This is a genomic window from Bacillus xiapuensis (genome assembly GCF_002797355.1).
Taxonomy (GTDB): Bacteria; Bacillota; Bacilli; order Bacillales; family Domibacillaceae; genus Bacillus_CE; species Bacillus_CE xiapuensis.
Map to the genome: position 1 here is coordinate 1,517,540 of NZ_KZ454939.1, position 20,944 is coordinate 1,538,483.

Here is a 20,944-nt window from a genome sequence, read left to right on the forward strand (position 1 = left end):
TCCTTTCTTACCGGAAGCCGCTGAACAGCTATTGCAGTCCCTTCTTACATTACGATATGGAACCTCCAGATGCAATAATGTTTTTGGATAAGATAAAAAATTTAACGCCAGCGCTGAATAAAATCCGCAACAACCGGATGGATGTCTGCTGGACTCTTAGAAGGCAGCTGATGTGTGCCTTCTTTGAAAAACACCATTTGTTTCTTCGGGACCGCTTGATAATAAGCCCAATGCCTTTTGATGATGGGGGCTTTTTCGCCATAAAGCAATAAAAGCGGAAGCCTCCATTCAGACAGTTGGCCGGTACAGTCAAAGGTCAGAGAAAACCGGTAATAACTTTGCCAAATCGTTGGGTTCGCTTTCATCATGGACTGGTACATTCTTTCTCTATCATCAGATTGATGAAAATGACTTCTGGAAATCAGCTTAGCCATAAGAGCGGGCGTCTTTTCTGCTAATTGGATGGCCATTGCATGCTCGATTTTAAATAGCAGCGGACCTGCCTTCGGATAGCCGCTCGCTAGAATCACTCCCTTTACTCTTTCAGGATATCGGAGGGCGTATTGCTGCACAACCGTTCCCCCAGCCGAATAGCCAAATAAAAAAACTTGTTCTTCCTGCACCGCTGTTTGGACAGCGAATATATCCTCTAAAAAGCTGTTCGGATCTCCTGAAATGGAAGGACTGCTGTTTCCGTGTCCATTTAAATCAATAACAACGAGCTTACATTGCTCCGATAAAGGGAGCTGCTTACAAAATACGAGACCGCTCATTCCCGGGGGATGAACAAAAATTACAACGGGTCCTTCACCTGCCGTTTCATAATAAATTCTCCTGTTATGGATCTCAGCGTAAGACAATAAGGCCACACCCTCTCATTTTTTATTAGTATGAACCTTATCAAGTGGTTTATTATGAAAAAAGACAGCGCTGCAGCGCTGTCTTTCCAATTTAAGTCCTCATCCTGAAACGAAAGGCAACCTCCCTTTTTGTAAAAAGGAGGCGCCTGCTTTTATATGTTTATGGATAGCGAATGCCATGACAGTCAATACTCAGCACTTTTCCTGTACAATGAGGGAAGCGCTCAGCAAAAGCAGCACTGATTCTCTCCCCATGCCCTTCAGGAGCAAAGGTTAATATCGTCGGTCCCGCTCCGCTGATCACCGTTGCATAGGCATCTAATTGGTTCGCAAGGCTTCTGGCAGGGGCGAACTCATCAATAAGCGCAGCCCGGTATGGTTCATGGAAAAGGTCGCTTTCCATCATTTTACCGGCTAATGAATAATTCTTTACGGACAAAGCAGCGAGCAGAACATTCGAGACAGCACTGGCTTCTGCTGCCTTGGCTCTGGAAAAAGAAGCCGGCAAAGCTTTCCGTGCTTCTTCCGTTTTCAATTCATAAGGCGGAATGAGAGCGATCAAATCCATTTCTGGTGCTGGCAATTGCACGATCTCCGCTTCCTCTCCAAAGGAAACGCCTGCCACCATCCCTCCAAACAAAGCAGCGCCAATATTATCAGGATGCCCTTCCAGCTGATTGCCGATCTTCAGCTTTTCCTCCTTGGAAAGCTGAAGACCGGCGTAACGGTCAGCGATTTCAATCCCTGCCGCAATGGCAGCCGCACTGCTGCCAAGCCCGCGGGCTAAGGGGATTTCACTTTCCATTACGATTTGCAGGGGCGCTAGCTCAGCGCCATAGGCATCAGCCGTTTTTTTCGCTGCTTGATAAATTAAGTGGTTCTCATCCGCTGGCAATTGCGCCAGTAATTCTGACCGATGTTCAAATGTCCAGCGGTCTGCTGGTGAGATGTGAAGCGTTAAATACAAATTTAAAGCAAGGCCGAGGGAATCAAACCCCGGCCCAAGATTGGCCGTGCTAGCCGGCACCTTTAGCGTTACAGGCGCGCTCATGCACGAACCACTCCTTCGATATATTGCACGACCGCTTCTTCATCATTCGGCAAAACAACCGGCTTTTTCGTCACGCGTTCAATCGCAGTTTGCGGATCTTTTAATCCGTTTCCTGTCAATACAGCGACGATGGTGGCTCCAGCTGGAATGTCTCCCGATTTCCGGTGCTTCATAATCCCTGCAATGGAGGCACAAGAAGCAGGCTCCGCGAAAATGCCTTCTTCCTTTGTCATCATTTCAAACGCTTCTAATATTTCTTCATCGGTGACTAGATCAATTTTTCCTCCGGATTCATCGCGAGCAGCTACCGCTTTCTCCCAGCTTGCCGGATTGCCGATGCGAATCGCTGTAGCTACCGTTTCAGGCTTTTCAATTACTTGATTTTTTACGATAGCGGCTGCGCCTTCCGCTTCAAAGCCGTGCATTTTCGGCAGACCTGTGCCGAATTTCTCATGATATTCTTTAAAGCCTTTCCAGTAAGCTGTAATGTTTCCGGCATTCCCCACCGGAATCGCCAAATAATCAGGCGCCTTCCCTAATTGATCGCAAATTTCAAAGGCGGCTGTTTTTTGACCTTCAATTCGATACGGATTGATGGAGTTCACTAAAGTGATCGGCGAGTTTTCACTTATGTGCCGAACCATTTGCAGAGCCTCATCGAAGTTCCCTTGAATGGAGACAATTTCGGCACCGTACATCATCGCTTGAGCGAGCTTGCCCATGGCAATTTTCCCTTCAGGAATGACGATGATCGCCCGCATGCCGGCGCGGGCGGCATAGGCTGCCGCCGCAGCCGATGTATTGCCTGTGGACGCGCAGATGACTGTGTTGCTTCCTTCTTCTTTCGCTTTCGCTACTGCCATCACCATGCCGCGGTCTTTAAAGGAACCTGTTGGATTGGTTCCCTCTGTCTTCACATAAAGATTCACATCCAGCTTCTTTGATATATTCACAAGCGGAATGAGTGGTGTATTGCCCTCCATTAACGATAGTTCTGGCGTATTTTCTGTCACTGGTAAAAATTCTTTATATTTTTTGATTAAGCCTTCCCATTTCATTTTGCACCGTCTCCTTCAACTCGGTAAAAGCTTTCCACCGATTTAACTACATCTAAGTCCTTCATTTTCTCTAACACACTTCGATAATTCTCCAGTGAAGCTTTATGCGTAACAATGACAATCTCCGCTGCTTCCTTTTCATCAAGCGGAAGCTGGAGTATCTTTTCAAAGCTAATAGAATAGGTTGAAAACAATTTAGTCAGCTCCGAAAATGCTCCGATTTCATCGCGCATATGCAAACGGATAAAGTACTTGGCAAACCGCTCATCCGCTTTCTTCAGCTGTTTCTCATATTGCGGCTGAAATACGCTGCGGCCGTTCACCCCAAGGCGCATATTCTTCACCACTGCGACGACATCGCTGACAATGGATGTCGCTGTTGGCAGGCTTCCGGCTCCCGGCCCATAAAACATCGTTTCACCGACCGCTTCACCATATACATACACAGCATTATATTCGTCATTCACGGACGCAAGCGGATGATTATGAGATAGGAACGTCGGCTGCACACTCACTTCCGCGCGGGACTCTTCCTGATCTGCATATCCGATCAGTTTCATTGTATAGCCAAGCGTGCTGCCGTACTTTAGATCCTCTTTAGAGACTTGGGAAATCCCGCTGACCGATACGTCCTCCAAGTCGATATCCATTGAGAAGGCTAAGCGGGCTAATATCGCCATTTTTCGGGCGGCATCTAAACCTTCGACGTCAGCCGTCGGATCCGCTTCAGCAAACCCCAGCTCCTGCGCTTCCTTTAACGCTGCTTCATACGATAATCCGTCCTTATTCATCTTTGTTAAGATATAGTTGGTTGTGCCATTGACAATGCCCATAATGGTTTGGATTCTATCGGAAGCAAGCCCATCCGCTAATCCTTTAATAATAGGTATACCGCCGGCTACACTCGCTTCATAAAATAAATCGCAGCCGTGATCAGCGGCTACTTTCTGCAATTCCGAACCGTAAAGAGCCATTAAATCCTTATTGGCGGTTACAACATGCTTCTTCGCCTGAAGCGCATCTATTATATATTGACGCGTCTCATCAATGCCGCCCATTACTTCAACAACCAGATCGATTTCCGGATTATTCACCACCTCATAAGGATCGGTTGTGAGGAAACGGCTGTCAAGATCGATGTCTCGAGGCTTATCTAAGTTTCTTACTAATATTTTTTCAATCGATACAGCACAGCCTACTTGGTGAACAAGCTGGTCCTGATGTTGCTGAATCATCTTCACTACGCCCGTTCCCACTGTGCCTAATCCTAATAAACCTACTTTCACGTTATCCTTCACTATTCCTCACCTCTTTGTTTTTTTAACAAGAACATTTGTTTATGTATAGTAGACATTATATCTATATTCAAGGCGATTGACAACCTATTATTTTAGTAAAATAAAAGCTTTCAATGTATTCTAAATTTTACAGAAAAACATCGTTTCTTTCAATACAGTTAGCAGCTTTTTCATGACAATAGAAAAAGCCGCTTGATTCCTTTCTCAAGCAGCTCTATCTTCAAGCCATTCCCTCTCATTATAACTTTTTAACCGCCTCCGATATCAGCGCCGCATACGCTTTCGCTCCTTCTTCAGATAAGTGAATTCCGTCGGGGGCAAAATAGTGATCATGATCAGCGCTCTCGGAATGCCAATTGACGAGCGTGACATTTGAAAATTCGGCGGTTATTTGCTTTAATCTGGCATTCACATCGTGTTCCCAAGGCCGGGGAACGCGTGTATTAATAAAGATAATCGGCGGATCCCCGCTGATTGACTCCACAATCTCTTTCACTTGTTTTTTGGAAAAAGGGCCATTCGTCCCTAAACCGATAATAATCACATCGCCTAATTGGCCCTGCTCCTTAAACCGGCGGACGACTTCTATCCCGTCTTCCATTTGTCTCCCTACCTTGGCATCGACCGCTAAATCGGGAAAATACTCTTTTAAAAAAGGAACGGCATCGACCATGACCGAATCTCCAACGGCTGTGACCTCAGAGATGCGCGTCTCATCCGGCTCCTCTTTAGCCTGTTTATCCTGCTTCTCTTCAGCATTAGAATGATCTTCATTTGGAGCTTCTCGAACGGACATCTCTTTCACTTCCGCAGGTTGGTCTGCACCTGACGCGGGAGCCGTATATAAACCGGCCATAGAAATCAAAAAGACTGCCAAGGCGCCTGTAAAGCTCAGCCAACGCCGTGCCGGGACCCGCCTCCACCCCCAAGACCCGAAAAGGAATGCGCGGCATTTTTCTCTTAAAGCTCCTTTTCGGATCGGCCGTTCAATATACCGATAGGACCATGCGGTAATAAAGAAAATGAGCCCCAGTTGAAAGAGTCCTCTAATTAAATTGAACTCTCCTGTATCCACGGCCGGACTTGTCAGGACGATCACCGGGAAATGCCATAGATACATGCCGTAGGAGCGAACGCCGATCAATCGCAGCGGTCTCCAGCTGAAAGCCGCGGCTAAGCGGCTCGACGGATGGGCAAGAACAGCCACTGCAATAGCGGCTGCCAGAGAAGCAAGCACCATGCCGCCATAATAAAGGAAATCATCATATTGATCAGAAAAGGCCATCATGCCTAATAGAACCGCCAGACTAGCGATCCCGGCAAGGTCAAGGGATAATTTCGCTTTTCCCTTTACAGAAGGAGAAAGCTTTCGGCTGGGCCAAACAATCGCCAGCGCTGCACCGATTAAAAGTGAAAAAGCTCTCGTATCCGTTCCATAGTAAACTCTGCTAGGATCACTTCCAGGCTCATACATAAAAGCCATCAATAAGGCCGAGATGACCCCTCCGAAAACAGTAATAAACCGCAGCTTTTTCGTACTCGGAAAATAACGCATCACGGATAAAACAATAACCGGCCACAGCAAATAAAATTGCTCTTCTACTGCTAACGACCAAAAATGCATGAATAAAGAGGGCTGCATACTGTCAAAGTAAGACAGCTCTTGAAATACAAACCGCCAGTTGCTGACGTAAAGCAAGGCGGCCAGCACATCTCCACGCAAACGAGTTAAATAGACCGGTTCAAAGAGGGTGACATAAGCAATGACTAATATAAGCATAGTCAGCATCGCCGGAAGCAGCCTTCTTGCACGGCGGATCCAAAACTGCTTCAAATCAATGCGCCGCGTTTGCTCCCACTCTGCCAACAATAAATCGGTGATTAAATAGCCCGATAAAACAAAAAAGACCGTAACACCTAAAAGGCCCCCTGATGTTCCTGGAACCTGCAGGTGGTAGAGAATTACGGCCAATACGGCCAGCGCCCTCAACCCGTCTAGAGCAGGCATATAGCGGCGATGTTCCTTCACCCGCCAAGACTGGTCTTTGCGGCGCATGCATGATGCTTCCTTTCTTTTCATAACCGATCATCTTTCTTTCCTAAAAGTCATTGTGTATTTTACCACTGTCCCCATTATAAAACAATGAATCTATGTTTTGGAATTTCGTAGCTTCAGGCGCAAACAGAAACTTGCATGATTTTGTGAAAACGGATAGTCCAAAGCCGGAAAACGGGCTGTACGCCAAAAAGGCTGCCAATTTGAAACGGGCAGCCTTTTGTTTCTTTTTCATTATTTAATAGAGCGATTGCACATCGTAGCCTTTAGCTGCGTAATAATCTAAGATTCCAGCATAAATCGCCTTAGCCATGATGGTTTGCCAATAGTCTGACTTCAGCATGTCATTTTCCTTGCGGTTTGTAATAAATCCAAGCTCTGTCAGCGCTGCGGGCATCGTGTTGCGGTCAAGAACCCCTAGCACTCTTCTAAGCTGCGATGTCGTTTTCACTCCGCGGTCTTTAGTTTTCCATGCTGCCACCATTCGTTTTTGGATCTTTTCCGCCAGCAATCTGCTGTCGCGCACATGAGGGTTTTTGGATGCCGAATAATATGTTTCAGTACCGTTAGCAGCCGGGCTGGCGGCGTTCGCATGAATGCTGACAAAAACGTTTCCGCTGTTTCTTTGCGCGAATCGATAGCGCTCATCAATGGTAATAAATCGGTCCGTTGAACGGGTCATCTTCACTTGAAAAGGTGTTTGCTGAAACAGCTTGTTCACCTTTAAAGCAGTAGCAAGCACAACATCCTTTTCTCTTACATTAAAGCCAATTGCTCCTGGATCATGGCCTCCATGACCTGGGTCGATGATAATCGTCTGGCCTGCTAGGCGCTTATCAGCCGGTGCAGTGCTTGGCGGAGCTGGCAGGCTGCCTCCTTCCGCAGGATTAGGGCGCAAATAGTAGGAGGAGACAAAGCCAACCGTATTTCCTGCTTTAATATATGACCATCCTCCCACAGAATGAGAGACAGCGACATTCGTGTTTGCACTAAGTTTGCTTATAGACGGATAAGCTGTTGACGGACCAGTCCTCACGTTTAAACTGTCCACCGTGGTCCTATATGTTTGCTCAAAGCGAGCTGATCCGCTCACTCGGAATTGCGGATGGACAGCACGGGCTAAGAAAACCGCAAAATCCATTCTTGTGATTTCCTTCTCAGCACCAAACGATCCATCCGCCATTCCTTTTGCTATCCCCCGGGAAAGCAACGCTTTCGCTGCTCCCGCCGCGGTTCCGTCAAACGGATAGCCAAATGCTTTCGTGATCATCTGCGCCATTTCTCCGCGTGTAACCGCTTTGCCAGGCATAAATAATTCGCCGTTCACTCCGGAAACAATTCCTTTATGTACCGCCGATTGAATGTAGCCGGAAGCAAAACTTCCAGATTCAACATCCTTAAAGCTGGTCGCTCTTTTTCTTCCATCCAGCTGAATAGCACGCCCGATAAACGTAACCGCTTCCGCCCGATTGACTTTATGATTTGCACCAAACCAAGTAGCTGTTGAACCTTTGACAATGCCACCCTGTGCTAGAAAATTAACCTCTTTCAGCGCCCGGTGCGGCACATCTATAAAGCCATCTGCCTGTGCCCTATTCCCTCCGATAAGAGAGCCAATCAAGGACAATGTTAAAACCAAAATCACCGAAATTCTTTTCACTCTTCCTCCCCCATTCATCAACTTCCAACTTTTCACCTAGATAAATTGTTTTATCCCCTTCTTATCTTACAATTTATTTTCTGTTTTTCTATATTTCGCCGATGTTTGTAATGTTTATGTTATATTTGTCATACAATGCAACATTTCCCTAGCTATCTACAGGACTCTTCGCTTTTTTTGTAAAGAAGTGAGAGCCTTCAAGGATAATTGTCCTTGAAGGCTCCCTTTTTTATTATGATCCCGCCGGGAAAATGCTATAAAGATGCCCCATGCAAAAATGGATTAGGAAAGCAAAAGTCTCAGAGGGCAATTACGGCACCGGCATGCCCGCTTCGTTCGGGATTTGCAGGATGCAGGTGACAAAGACGCTGCGATTGCAGCCGCTGTTCTTCTTTTCATCAGCGAAATATGATAGCCGGCATGCTTATGCTGACCAAACGAATATCAGCCCTTTTCTTCTGTTTTTATTCTTGCCGGATCAGCTTCCGCTCCAGCATGTCAACAAGCTGATACATGATGGTGGCCAAGATAGCTATCACAAATAGGCTGAGCAGCACTTGTGTAAAGTTAAATACTTGGAATCCGTAAATGATCATATAGCCTAAGCCTTGTTTAGAAACGAGAAATTCTCCGACAATGACTCCTACCCAAGCAAGGCCGACATTCACTTTCAAGGTGGAAATAATGGTTGGGAAGCAGGCCGGCAACACGGCTTCTTTGAAACAATGATAATTGGAGCCTCCAAATGTCTGAATCACTTTAATATAATTCTCTTCCACATTTTTGAAAGCGGAATAGATCACAATAGTCGTAATAATTACGGTGATAAGCACGCCCATGCCGAGGATCGATTTAACATTCGGGCCGAGGGCCACTATCAATATCGGGCCGAGGGCAATTTTGGGCATAGCATTCAGCACGACAAGGTACGGATCAAGCACCTTTGAAAGGAACGGCTGCCACCATAGCAATGCTGCGAGAAGCGTGCCTAAAAGGGTGCCCAGCAAAAAGCCAAAAAACGTTTCAAACAATGTGATGCCTGCATGGGAAAACAGACTGCCATCGTTGACCTTTTCCATAAACAGCATCAGAATTTGTTTGGGTGAACTGAATAAGAGCGGATTAATCCATTCATTTCTTGCGCTCACTTCCCACAATACGATGAATGCGACCAACATCATGACTTGAACGAATAGAATGGCCCGCTTTTCCTTTTTAATGGCTTGCAGATACTCTTCATGCGTTTTAATGATTCTCAACCTGCTCCAACTCCTCCCATACTTTCTGGAACATAGCCGCATATTCCGGATGCTGCCTCGCTTCAAAAGGAGTGAGCTTTTTTAATGCGTCAGGCACTTGGAAGCTGTGATGAAGCCGTCCGGGGTTTTTCGAAAAAACGAGAATCCGTTCGCTCATAGCAATCGCCTCTCCTATATCATGTGTGACCAATATCGCGGTTTTACGATGCTCTCGCAGCATGTACGAAACGAGGTCTTCCAGCTTTAATTTCGTTTGATAATCCAGCGCCGAAAATGGTTCATCAAGCAATAAAATTTTCGGGTCTGTTGCCAATGTGCGAACAAAGGCCACCCTCTGGCGCATGCCACCTGAAAGCTGGCTTGGGTACTGCTCCAGCACATCCTCCAATCCGACCTCTTTCAATAGCGACAAAGCGTAAGATTGGTATTTCGGATGAAGGAGCCCCCGCAACTTCAGCCCAAGAAAAATATTTTCCTTTACCGTTTTCCACGGAAAAAGATAATCCTGCTGCAGCATATATCCCACCTGCGGATGCGGTTCTTGAACCGCTTGCCCATTTAACGTAACCGTACCCTCTGTCGGCATAAGCAGCCCGGAAATAATGGATAGAACGGTCGTTTTTCCGCAGCCGCTCGGCCCGACAAAAGCGATAAACTCCCCTTCATTCACCGAAAAGGAAATATCCTTTACAGCTGACACCGCGGAATTCTTTGAAAAATAAGTCTGACCAACGGATGACAATTCTAAAATAGCCATGCATATCCCTCCAAACTTCCTGCCAAAAGTTGATCTTTATTCAAACAATCACTTATTCCACTATATTTTTTCCGTTTCAGAATGGTTCCTGTTTCTCTCTAAGCCATTTGCTAACGGCCCTCTCTGCTGAATTATTCATGTGATCACTAGCCGATAGGCACGATTTCTGTTCCAGTTCATACACTGAAAAGATGATGAGTGTTAATCATTTGGGAGGGATTTTCATGAAGCTCTTTAAACGATGCGCGGTTCTTTTGCTTGCTTGTTTACTGATTGCCGGTTCCGGCTTCTTGGGGGGCTGTTCGTCACCGGATAACCAAACAGAAGATACAGCTACCGTCCGTGTCGCTGAAGTGACTAGATCGATTTTTTATGCGCCACTGTATGTCGCCATAGAGAAAGGATTTTTTAAAGAAGAAGGAATTCATCTTGACTTGAAAACAACTTGGGGCGGAGACAAAACCATGACAGCTCTGCTTTCGGACAGCGTCGATGTCGCACTCGTCGGCAGCGAAACGAGCATTTATACAAAAGCGCAAGGAACATCGGATCCGGTGATGAACTTTGCGCAGCTGACTGAAACGGATGGGACGTTTTTGATGGCCAGAAAAAAGCAGGAGCCCTTCTCATGGGATCAATTGAAGGGGCGAACTTTTTTAGGACAGCGAAAAGGCGGAATGCCGCAAATGGCTGGAGAATTTGCTTTAAAAAAGCAGGGCATCGATCCTCATAAAGACATCAAGCTAATCCAAAACATTGATTTCGCTAACATCGCGGGCGCCTTTGCCTCAGGCACAGGAGATTATGTGCAGCTGTTTGAACCACAAGCCAGTCTGTTCGAACAAAAAGGCATCGGCCATATCGTCGCCTCCTTTGGCAAAGAATCCGGAAAGCTTCCATACACCACCTTCATGTCAAAAAAGAGCTATCTGGAAAAGAATCAAGACGTATTATTGCGGTTTACCAAAGCGCTTTACCGCGCCCAGCAGCAAGTAGAAAAAACCCCCGCCCAGGATACAGCCAAAATGATCGCCGCCTATTTTGAAGATACGCCTGAAGAATTAATCGCAGCTGTCATCAGCCGTTATCAGAGCCAAGACAGCTTCGCAACCTCGCCTGTTCTTGAGGAAGAAGAGTGGAATCATCTGCAGGACATCATGAAAGAAGCCGGAGAGCTTCCTCGTCCTATAGAATATCATGAGCTCGTAAACACGGAGATTGCTAAACAAGCAATGAAATAAGCTTATCTTCAGCTCACCCGCAAGAAAACATTCCTCTTCCATGTATAAGTTCCCTTCACTGCTTCCATACTAGATTTGATTACGCTGCAGGGAGGAAGAATATGAACATTCAGCGCGCCAAAGAAATATCCGCTTTACCGGAAATGGTTCACGTGACACATAACGGGGTGCCCGTCTATATCCAGCGAGTGGATGAAGACACCAAAACGGCGAGAGTCTATCCCCTTTATCAGCCGGATCGCGAGCAGACGGTACCCTTAAATAGTTTGACTGAGCATTAAAAAAAGACCTAAACAAAGCGGCCGCCCTTCCAAAGGCTCTTTGTTTAGGCTTTTTTTATTTCTGCTGAAACGGACATTTCCCTTCAATCGGCGCGACATCGTCTCCAATGAAATACTGCTTCCATTCCCGGTGAGCGGGATCCCCATAATAGCTGATATTCGGGTGCTTAGGCAGTTGATCCCACTGCTCCACTCGCTCCCTTACTTTTTGGCGCGACATCATGCCTCCCGGCGATGTTCCTTCTAACCCCTGAAAGATGCGTCTCGGCTGAAATCCGATTACGAGGCTGTTGCCTAAATTTCTCGTTTTGCGCTGCTTATAGGCTGGGGCGTTTCCGAAAACAAAGAAAGGCTCCTCCGCAAACGAAAAAGCCCATAAATGATGCTCCGGATCCTGAGGATAATCCGCTGGCCAAGGTTTCGTATCTGACTGATGCAAATATTGAAGAATACGCCAAAAATACTGGCGGTAATACAGAAGGTTTCTCTGTTTTCTTTCCGGCTCAACGAAAACAAACAGACCATGGCGAATAAGCGGCTTGGATTTATCGAATAACGAGACAAATTCCTCAAGCGCTTGAGGAAGAGCCGACCAATCGTCATGTTGAACGTAAGCATAGCGCAGCTCCCCCTTCTTTTCCGCTGTCATTCCAAACATGCAGGGGAAGGTCTCATTCGTAACTACCTGATGAAACACACGGTATTCATCAATCAGCCACTTGGGCACTAGCTTAGGATCTGTGATTTCCCGCTTCGTTAGTAAATCATTAGACTTGACTGCCATTCTCCTCACCTCATGTTATTCTTATGCGTGAAAAGACCCGAACTTTCATCGCGGGTGAAAGTCCTTTGGCTTGAGACAAATGAAAAGCCGGCAGTTGATGACCGGCTTTTCTTCCTCTATCGGCGAAGCTCTCTTTCTTGGCCGTCGTTATATTGAATCTCAACCTCTACTGACTGGGCATTGTCGGGAATGTTGAATGCCCGCTCTATTTCCTTCAATACTTTTGCATCTGATGTAGTTTCATCGAAGCTAAATCCGCGGAACTTCTCATCCAGCGCCTCCAATGCGTCCTCGCCTGTTAAATGAATATTTTGTTTGTCGTCTGTATAATGAGCTTCCGTGTGATTACTCTCCCTTTCATAGCTGACGTCAATCTCATAATCTTGCTGATTTTTCAAGTCGACATCCACATCAAATTCCGTAAATGGATAGGGGGAGGATGCTTGCTTTTCTTTTGTTTCCGCTGACTTTTGCGGAGCCTCCTCTTGCTTTTGACCGGCACAGGCTGTCAGCGCAAGCGTGAACACAAAAATGGCCAATAACTTTCTCCATTTCAAATCCAATCTCCTCACTTTCTATACAATCACTTACTAACTTTCCCCAGTTTCCCCTTATCTATCCTTAGGGTATTTTATTCTCTGTGCTTTTAAACGCTTGCTTGTAGCCTTCTGAGAAGAAGTGTGTCAGCTCGGCGCCGGAGCTGGCACACTCGCAGCCGCAAACTCCTTCAGTCGCTATCGCCTGAACCTTATAAAGAAAGATTTGTTCAATCCGCGGGCCGATCGTGATCGCTACTGGAGCTGAATGCTGAATTTGCACATGTTTGAGACGCACAACATCCGTACGCTGCGGGCCTCCAAATATTTTAATATCAGTTCCCGCTGTTCGAAACCCGCTCATGTAAATATGCTCTAAACTAACATTTCTCGAGCGGTACTGTACCGCAACGACCGGATAGCCTTGATAGTCATATGATTCATCTCCGATGGCTTGAAAATGATTAATCACGACGTTTTTATAAGCGGAAACAACCAGCGCCCGCGGAGTTGAATCGCGATATAAATCCGTTCGGATCGGAGCGATCGAAACAATCCGGGTGGCGGTGATATTATACGCCGTTTTCGATTCCGGATCATGCTGGCTGTGATGCCCAATATGGCGAAAATTGAATGAACGATTATCATTTACAGACAGATGGCCAACAATATGAACATTTGTAGCCGCTGAAGAATTATGATGCGCTTTTATCTCCACTCCTCCGAAGCAGCGGGCCGTTGAATTATTCACTAGCAATACATTGCGGGAACCGTCATCGATTTCTATTCCGTTCGAATTGGAAAAACCTTTTTTATGCGCTTTGCCGCTCGGATCGCACATATGTGAGTTAGAGATCCATATATAATCACTGTGATGCGTCGTAATGCCATCGTCTCCGAATCCATATCCATTTAAACCATCAAGCCGGATGAACTTGCTTCCCCCGCGCGCTCGATGCCCATCCCCGGAATAATTATAAAATGTGGAGGAAACATCAAAGCCGTGCAGTCCCGGATTGATCGCTTCCACATTTTGAACCCAACCGAAGCTGACATTGGCATACGTCAGGCAGCTGGAGCGATTGCCGCCCGCGCTTGTTTTCTCAACTTCTCCGAGCCGTTCGACATGCCAATCAAGGCTCATATCCTGAACGATGATATGATGGTTCCCTTTTTTATGTTCTTTATTCGTCACTACCCAGCTGCTGATCGGAGCGTCTTTATGAAGCTTAAGCGTTGTCTGCCCTTTTCCTTCTCCGATGATCCATGTCCAAGACGGCAAACGGACGCCTCTGACAATATATGTCCCCTCAGGCACGATCACCTGTACCTTGCCCTTCCCGATTGCTCTGCGGAACGCTTCAGTGCAGTCGGTCTTGCCATCCCCCACCGCACCATAATCCAGAACATTGACCGTGCGGATGATTTGTTTCCTCATCAAGCGGTATTCTTTCAACAGTATAGGCTCCCAATCCGGAGCAACTCTCCCTTTGTCATCCACCACAATATCAAAATCGGCAATCGCGCGGCTTTTTTCGTTCGGCAAAAACAGGCCGAACAATAATGATTTTATTTTTCCCCATAAGTGAACAGACAGCTTGGATGTTGCCGGCTTCTGAAGATCAGGCCTTTTAAAAAGCGGACTGGTCTGCTGAAACAGCTTGCGGGTTTGAGCAACCGCTTCCCTTACAGAAGCGGATTGGTTAAAGAATGATTCAATCCATGATTCATTTTGTTGCGGGTTATGCTCTTTCGTTAAGGTGACCCTCATGATCTCCCTCCCTTATGATTTGTGCAGATGCTGATGGAACTTTACCCTGCTTTCTGCCGCAAAATGCAGCTTTTCATTTTGGAATTTATTAAACGAAATGTTAATATAAAGTTTAGAATTGCGGCAAATAAGGGTAATGGTCATCTGATCAAACAAACCTTGTCCTCGCTTCTATCTTATCAGCTTAGGGCGAAGCGGAACGAACGTTTAGTTCTTACATAGGTACCAGTGGTAAAATAAGGGACTGCTGTCCGCCAAAACATGAAGAAGAAGGTGTCAGTAGCATGAGTTTAATTTCCATCATCATTCCTGCTTATAACGAAGAAGAGAACATTCAACTGGTTTATGAGCAAGTCAAAAAAGAATTTGCAGGAATTCCTTATGAATTTGAAATGCTTTTTATCGATGATGCCAGCACCGATGAAACACTAGCAAAGATCAAACAGTTAACGGCGAAAACACCGAAAGTAAAATATATTTCTTTTTCAAGAAATTTCGGTAAAGAAGCGGCCATCTATGCGGGCTTGCGCCATGTGAGCGGAAGGGCAGTTATTATTATGGATGCTGATCTGCAGCACCCTCCCTCTTTAATCCCGCAGCTTATTCAAGGATTCGAAGAAGGGTTTGATCAAGTCATTGCCCGCCGCAATCGCAACGGGGAACATTTTATGCGCAAATGGCTATCCTCTACATACTATCGATTAATAAATAAAATTGTTGATGTCAAACTCGAAGATGGCGTCGGCGACTTCCGGCTGCTCAGCGACCGGGCGGTGAAAGCGGTGCTTTCATTAAACGAAGGAGAACGTTTTTCAAAAGGTTTGTTTTCATGGATTGGCATGGAACAAAAAATTGTGGACTACGATAATGTACTGCGTGAAAATGGGCAAACCAAATGGACGATTTCCAAATTATTCAATTATGGGTTGGACGGCTTAATCTCTTTCAATAATCGGCCGCTGCGCATCTGCTTTTATTCAGGAGCCATCATTTTGATGCTCTCGCTTATTTACAGCGCGGTGACGTTTATTCAAATTTTGCAAAACGGCATCGATGTGCCAGGGTACTTTACCATCATTACAGCCGTCCTTATTCTGGGAGGCATCCAGCTATTAAGCCTCGGAGTCATCGGGGAATATATCGGCAGAATCTATTACGAAACAAAAAAACGTCCCCCTTATTTGATTCAAGAAACGAATATTGTGAACGGAGCAGACTATGAGAAGAACAAGTCAAGAATTTATCCGATTCGTCATCATCGGCGCAATCAATACCTTTAATTACTATGCAGTTTATCTGCTGTTTCATACCAGCTTTAATCTTAATTATATGGCTTCACATGTGATCGCTTTTTTCATCAGCTTAGTGATTTCTTTTTTTCTGAATTCTTATTTTACGTTTAAAGTCAAGCCCACTTTGGCTAAGTTTTTGAAATTTCCGCTCACACAGCTTGTAAACTTTGGCGTGTCGTCTCTCTTTATGTATGTATTTATTGATGTTTTACATATCAGCAGCAAAATCACTCCGCTTCTCGCTGTATTTATTGCGGTGCCGGTGACCTTTGTGGTGACAGGCAAAATCTTAAAAAAAGAGAGTGTCAGTGAATGAACAGAAAAACCGTCATTTTGCTAATTATTAGCAGTCTGCTTGTATCAGCGGCTGCTCACTTTTTTTTCATTCAAGAATGGCTGAATAACCGATTCATGCTGGGGCCTAATGATGGATTATCCCAAATGGCTCCCTTCAAGAAATTTATCTATGAGAATTATCGGGAAGGCAGCTTCTTCTATTCTTGGTCTTTTGGCCTTGGCGGCGGCTTTTATAGCCAGCTTGCCTATTATTTTTCTACGTCGATCCTGTTTTATCTGACTGCTGCATCCGTTTTTGTCCTTGAATTCTTACATTTAGTGGACACATCCGATGTGCAGTTCTGGGCGGAAACGTCCTTGTTCGTCAGCATTCTTCGTTTGACCCTTATTTTAGCGGCAGCTGCCAGTGCCTTCCGTTATATGAAACTCAATGCGGCAGCCGCCTTTTCAGGAGCCGTCGTATACGCATGTTCACTGATGTATTTTCGCCATGTCGTTTTTTGGGAATTTTTCGCAGATGCCATGCTCTGGGTGCCGCTGCTCGTCTTAGGAACAGAAAAAGTGATCCGGGAAGGCAAGCCGGGCTGGCTGATTTTCACAGCATCGATTATGCTGTTTTCTAATTTTTACTTTGCATATATTAATGTCATTTTCTTAATCATTTATGTAATCTTCCGCTGGCTCCTTCCATTATCAGACGAGGAGCGGGGAAAAGCAGAGCAATTGAAGCTGTTTATAACAAGCGGGCTGATTAGTTTCTGTATCAGTGCTGTAGGCTTTATTCCGGCGGTGTATGGTTTTCTCAACAACTATCGACCTGATTATGAAGCGGAAATAGCCGCCATCGATTGGAGCGATAATATCTTTTTTACTAGCCGCTATATTTTGCTGCCAGTCGTGTTCGTTCTGTTTGTGCTGATCATTTCTTTTTATAAACACCGGGTGTTCCGGCTGTTCGCCTATATCAGCTTTCTGTTCATTGCGTTTCATTTCAGCCCTTTGGCAGCTAGCGCGTTCAATGGATTTTCTGCTCCGCAATATCGATTTGAATATTTGCTGTCTTTCACAGCTGGAGGATGCGTCGCCGCGGGACTTCATTATATAAAAGAAGTCCGCTTTCCGTATGTCCTCGCAGGCATCATCTTAGCTGCCTGCATTTATTACATCCAAATACCGCCGTTAGATTTAATGAACGGAAAGCCTGAGCAAATTAGGTGGGTCTTCTTGCTGCTAGCCGTCACAGCTGCCTTCCTTCTGCTGCTTAGCTGGCGGCAAAAAACATTCGTGATGATAGGACTGCAGTGCATCATCGTTGTTTCGAGTATCGCAATGGTCAATGCCTATGCAAAATACACATTATCAGAACAGTCCGGCGTCCACAAAGTTTCACGCGATTACATGGAAAGCGATGCCTATAACAGTGAAGAACAGCAAAATTTAATTAAGCGAGTCAAAGAAAGAAACGATGCCCCCTTTGCTCGCATCGACTGGATGACGAAGACGAGAAATAATACACCGATTGTGCAAAACTTTGACGGCACCAGCCTCTACTCCAGCATCATTAATCAAGAGCTGCTTCTCTTTTACTGGCGGGATTTATTAATTGACATGGGAAGGGAGAGCGTCAGCCGCTATGCTACTCTCGGCAATCGCGCTCATTTGCACAGCTTACTGCAGGCGAACTATTGGATGAGGCCGAAAGATCAGGCAGAACAGGCCCCATTCGGCTTTCGAAAGCTCTTCGAATCAGCTGATTATGCGGTGTTTGAAAACACGCTTCCTTTGCCGTTTGTCCGTACAGTCGACAAAGTGTTTAATGAAAAGGATCTGACGCATGCCACCCCTCTAGATAAAGAGCACGCGATGCTTCAAGGGATCATTTTAGAAAATGCTCCCTCTGCTGATAAACTGGACAAAAAAAGAAACATCATCGATCAGGCAAACATCCAAATGAGCGGAGCCGTCTATGATAATCAGCGGTTATCCGTCACAAATAAGCGCGGAGGCCTGGATATCATTCCAAATCAGCTGGCAAAGGATACAAAGGATTTATTTCTCGGCTTTTCGATAACGCGCCTGGACGGAAAGGGCTTTTCCATAACCGTTAACGGGTATGAAACAACGCGAAAGGCAGCTGATTCCATTTATAAAACGAACATAAACGAATTATTTCTGCGAATACCTGCAGATCAAAAAGTCGCACTCCGGCTGCCAAAAGGCTCCTACCGCTTAGAAGATCTTTCGCTGTATGAAGAAAGCTATCATGAACTGCGAACGGCTGCCGCCCAGCCTGCCGCTGCGGCATCCGTTAACTGGAAGCATAATAAATTAACCATTGATTATGCTAATAAAGAAAATGATTCGTATATGGTCTTGCCGATCCCATTTGAAAAGGGATGGGAATTGCGTGTTAATGGGAACAAGCAGCCTTTGAAAAGAGCTAATTATGCGTTTACAGGACTGGAATTAGCGGAAGGAAGAAATCAAATTGAGCTTGTTTATCTCCCGCCTTTCTTCAAACCTTCTGCTGCCATTTCTTTATTGGGCTTATTGTGGTCAATGCTTTTTATCAGAAGAACACGCAAAAACGAAAGCCGTTTAAAAAATGTTTAGCCTAACGCGAAAGATGGTAAACCAATAACAGATAGTCATTCAAAACAGGAGGTATTGATTATGGTCACGAAACGTACAGTTGAAAACGCCCTTCAAGCCAAAACAGCTATTGAAGGACTGCAAGCGGAAGGCTTCTCTCAAGACCAAATTTACATTTTGGCTCATGATGAAAACCGAATGGAAAATATCTCGGATGCTCTTAATACGAACGAGGTAGGCGTATCCGAACAGGGTCTGTTAGACAGCATGGGAAATGTTTTCCGCTCCCGCGGTGATGAACTGAGAACGAAAATGGAGTCACTGGGGTTAACAAAGGAAGAAGCGGAAATGTATGAACGAGAATTAGATGAAGGCAAGCTCGTTGTTGTCGGTGCAAAATCTTAAAATAAGCTGTTGATAAAAAGCTGCCAAGACAGGCTCACGCCTGAACGGCAGCTTTTTCTCTCACATTACAGCCGCGATCGCCTGATTAGACTTTTCATTCCCCGCTTCATTATGGAGGGAATTCCTACATGAATGATAAATTAAGGAATACATATTAAATGCGATGGATACATCATTAGGAGGCAAGCCAATGGAAGAACGAAATGAACGCTGTTCAAGATTTGAGGCAGCATTTAACCGTATTCACCAGCAACTGCAGCAGCTTTGTTCTCATCAGCAGAATCATCCGTTTATCGAAGCCCTGCATGATTGCGCAAGGCATCACGCATCCGTGCGCGTCCACATAGAAGAATTAAAGCAATTTGCCAAGCTAAGAAATGCCATTGTTCATCAAAAGACCGATGCCCATTTTTATATTGCTGAACCTCATGAAGAGACTGTAGAACGCATCGAACAAATAGATAAGCTTATTTCTGAGCCGGCGGAGGCGTTATCGATTTCTTCCCAGCCAGTTTGTACAGTTGAACTTTCCACTTCTATAACCAAAGTGCTGCAGATGATACAGGATTTTTCTTATTCCGAATACCCCGTATTTGAAAAGGGGGTATGCCAAGGATTGCTGGCCGGTAAGGATTTATTAACATGGATGGCTAATCAGCTGGCGGAAGACCGCATCGACTTGTCCGGCATGACAGTCAAAAATGTGCTGCCGCACGCCCCTCAACGGGAAATTGCTTTTCTTAAGAAAGAGGCGAATATCTTTGATGCAGAATATGTATTCGAGGATTTTCAAAATCGCAACAAAAAGCTCGAAGCTATTCTTATCACGCCAAACGGCACCCCGAAAGAACTGCCGATCGGCATCATTACTTCGTGGGACTTAACGAAAATTAAGGATGAAATCCTATGAACGATCCCCCACTCCAACAGGAGATGTTTGGAATCAGGCCTGCAGGCGCCGCGATCTCCCGCTTAATCTTTCGTTCCCCTATCGCAAGGAGGCTTTACGGCATCTTACATGCAGAAAAAAAGCGGACAAGCATTTCTCTTGTCCGCATACTTGTATCCTATTGAAAACTGGCGCCAGATGATCACAGACGGCAATCCCGTCCCATCTCAGTAAGCTGGTCGGCATGGCTGGCAATCATCGCAATAATGGTGTTGGCTTCTTCTTTGCTGAAGATGAAATCGGATTCATCTTCCAACAAATCATCATCAGCCGTTTTTATCCGATTCATTCTCCGCAAAATGCCGTCGCCGGATTCTTGGACAATGCCAAATTGGTAAGTCACTTCCACTTCATCCTCACATGCGTAGGCTGTTACTTCAGGCGTAAGCCATTCCACCTCGATCTCCCCGTATCGATCGTATTCATCGGTGATTACGCTGCCTGTTTCGATTCCCTCGATAAATTCATGAAAGCTTTCATGAACTTCTTCAACCATATCGCCTATATCCGGCAGAATCATTTTAGACATCTGATCAGCATCCAGTTCAATGGCTTTCACATAAAACTCTTCGTTATGCGGATCGAAAAATAAAGTGCAAAAAAGCTCTTCTTCCTCTTTCCCTGTTTCTACAAAAAAATCTATTCTGGGATGCTTGGATGCTCGATCGACTGCCATATGACCGATTTGATCATACTCCTCACAGATCGATTCCAAATGCTCCTGTAATTCTTCACTTACTCGATCAAACCATTCTAACGTCATCTTGCACCCCACCCTTTCAAATAATCAACCTTAT

General features: G+C 45.5%; 19 protein-coding genes. 7 read left to right on the forward strand and 12 right to left on the reverse strand.

Annotated features, from left to right (window positions below; genetic code table 11):
• Positions 1 to 101: 101 nt before the first annotated feature.
• The 8 genes from CEF20_RS07520 to CEF20_RS07555 all read right to left on the reverse strand — a co-directional run bounded on the left by CEF20_RS07520 (position 102) and on the right by CEF20_RS07555 (position 9,999).
• Positions 102 to 860: an alpha/beta fold hydrolase gene (locus CEF20_RS07520; protein ID WP_100331225.1), complete on the reverse strand. Its 759-nt coding sequence runs from the start codon at positions 858 to 860 to the stop codon at positions 102 to 104.
• Between the two features lie 160 nt (positions 861 to 1,020).
• Positions 1,021 to 1,911: a homoserine kinase gene (thrB, locus tag CEF20_RS07525; protein WP_100331226.1), complete on the reverse strand. Its 891-nt coding sequence runs from the start codon at positions 1,909 to 1,911 to the stop codon at positions 1,021 to 1,023.
• Positions 1,908 to 2,969, reverse strand: coding sequence for a threonine synthase (gene thrC / locus CEF20_RS07530; RefSeq protein ID WP_100331227.1), 1,062 nt, complete (start codon positions 2,967 to 2,969; stop codon positions 1,908 to 1,910). The genes thrB and thrC overlap by 4 nt, the downstream gene beginning before the upstream one ends.
• A complete protein-coding gene (locus CEF20_RS07535; RefSeq protein WP_100331228.1) occupies positions 2,966 to 4,267 on the reverse strand; it encodes a homoserine dehydrogenase in 1,302 nt (433 codons plus the stop codon). The genes thrC and CEF20_RS07535 overlap by 4 nt, the downstream gene beginning before the upstream one ends.
• Before the next feature lie 238 nt (positions 4,268 to 4,505).
• Positions 4,506 to 6,323, reverse strand: coding sequence for an acyltransferase family protein (locus CEF20_RS07540; RefSeq protein WP_100331229.1), 1,818 nt, complete (start codon positions 6,321 to 6,323; stop codon positions 4,506 to 4,508).
• Between the two features lie 238 nt (positions 6,324 to 6,561).
• Positions 6,562 to 7,983 (reverse strand): N-acetylmuramoyl-L-alanine amidase, encoded by a 1,422-nt coding sequence (locus CEF20_RS07545; RefSeq protein ID WP_100331230.1) that lies wholly within the window; start codon positions 7,981 to 7,983, stop codon positions 6,562 to 6,564.
• A gap of 464 nt (positions 7,984 to 8,447) precedes the next feature.
• Complete coding sequence (locus tag CEF20_RS07550; RefSeq protein ID WP_408607784.1) at positions 8,448 to 9,242, reverse strand: ABC transporter permease; 795 nt, start codon at positions 9,240 to 9,242, stop codon at positions 8,448 to 8,450.
• Positions 9,229 to 9,999 (reverse strand): ABC transporter ATP-binding protein, encoded by a 771-nt coding sequence (locus tag CEF20_RS07555; RefSeq protein WP_100331232.1) that lies wholly within the window; start codon positions 9,997 to 9,999, stop codon positions 9,229 to 9,231. Before CEF20_RS07555 ends, CEF20_RS07550 begins: the two co-directional genes overlap by 14 nt.
• 224 nt (positions 10,000 to 10,223) lie before the next feature.
• On the opposite strand from CEF20_RS07555, the gene CEF20_RS07560 reads away from it, so the two are divergent.
• Together CEF20_RS07560 and CEF20_RS07565 are read left to right on the forward strand one after the other, a co-directional pair.
• Positions 10,224 to 11,240, forward strand: coding sequence for an ABC transporter substrate-binding protein (locus CEF20_RS07560; protein WP_100331233.1), 1,017 nt, complete (start codon positions 10,224 to 10,226; stop codon positions 11,238 to 11,240).
• Between the two features lie 101 nt (positions 11,241 to 11,341).
• On the forward strand, positions 11,342 to 11,521 hold the full coding sequence (locus tag CEF20_RS07565) for an H-type small acid-soluble spore protein (RefSeq protein WP_100331234.1): 180 nt from the start codon (positions 11,342 to 11,344) through the stop codon (positions 11,519 to 11,521).
• A 55-nt stretch (positions 11,522 to 11,576) separates the two neighbouring features.
• Here the strand turns inward: CEF20_RS07565 and CEF20_RS07570 are convergent, their stop codons facing one another.
• The 3 genes from CEF20_RS07570 to CEF20_RS07580 all read right to left on the reverse strand — a co-directional run bounded on the left by CEF20_RS07570 (position 11,577) and on the right by CEF20_RS07580 (position 14,612).
• On the reverse strand, positions 11,577 to 12,305 hold the full coding sequence (locus CEF20_RS07570) for a YqcI/YcgG family protein (RefSeq protein WP_100331235.1): 729 nt from the start codon (positions 12,303 to 12,305) through the stop codon (positions 11,577 to 11,579).
• 116 nt (positions 12,306 to 12,421) lie between these two features.
• Entirely contained in the window at positions 12,422 to 12,862 is a 441-nt protein-coding gene (locus tag CEF20_RS07575; RefSeq protein ID WP_157796216.1) for a YusW family protein, read from the reverse strand.
• Between the two features lie 64 nt (positions 12,863 to 12,926).
• Positions 12,927 to 14,612: a glycosyl hydrolase family 28-related protein gene (locus tag CEF20_RS07580; protein WP_100331237.1), complete on the reverse strand. Its 1,686-nt coding sequence runs from the start codon at positions 14,610 to 14,612 to the stop codon at positions 12,927 to 12,929.
• 284 nt (positions 14,613 to 14,896) lie between these two features.
• Here CEF20_RS07580 and CEF20_RS07585 point away from each other — a divergent pair, with 284 nt between their 5' ends.
• From CEF20_RS07585 to CEF20_RS07605, 5 genes are all read left to right on the forward strand, one after another.
• The gene (locus CEF20_RS07585) at positions 14,897 to 15,892 is read left to right on the forward strand and encodes a glycosyltransferase family 2 protein (RefSeq protein ID WP_100331238.1); all 996 of its coding nucleotides are present in this window, start codon (positions 14,897 to 14,899) and stop codon (positions 15,890 to 15,892) included.
• Complete coding sequence (locus CEF20_RS07590; protein WP_100331239.1) at positions 15,831 to 16,220, forward strand: GtrA family protein; 390 nt, start codon at positions 15,831 to 15,833, stop codon at positions 16,218 to 16,220. Before CEF20_RS07585 ends, CEF20_RS07590 begins: the two co-directional genes overlap by 62 nt.
• Positions 16,217 to 18,814 carry a YfhO family protein gene (locus tag CEF20_RS07595; protein WP_100331240.1) on the forward strand — a complete coding sequence of 866 codons (2,598 nt, stop codon included), beginning with the start codon at positions 16,217 to 16,219 and terminating at the stop codon, positions 18,812 to 18,814. The genes CEF20_RS07590 and CEF20_RS07595 overlap by 4 nt, the downstream gene beginning before the upstream one ends.
• 60 nt (positions 18,815 to 18,874) lie before the next feature.
• Entirely contained in the window at positions 18,875 to 19,198 is a 324-nt protein-coding gene (locus CEF20_RS07600; RefSeq protein WP_100331241.1) for a YflT domain-containing protein, read from the forward strand.
• A gap of 190 nt (positions 19,199 to 19,388) precedes the next feature.
• Positions 19,389 to 20,108: a CBS domain-containing protein gene (locus CEF20_RS07605; RefSeq protein ID WP_100331242.1), complete on the forward strand. Its 720-nt coding sequence runs from the start codon at positions 19,389 to 19,391 to the stop codon at positions 20,106 to 20,108.
• Positions 20,109 to 20,289: 181 nt separating this feature from the next.
• Here CEF20_RS07605 and CEF20_RS07610 read toward each other — a convergent pair whose 3' ends face one another.
• Positions 20,290 to 20,910: a hypothetical protein gene (locus CEF20_RS07610; protein WP_100331243.1), complete on the reverse strand. Its 621-nt coding sequence runs from the start codon at positions 20,908 to 20,910 to the stop codon at positions 20,290 to 20,292.
• Positions 20,911 to 20,944 lie beyond the last annotated feature (34 nt).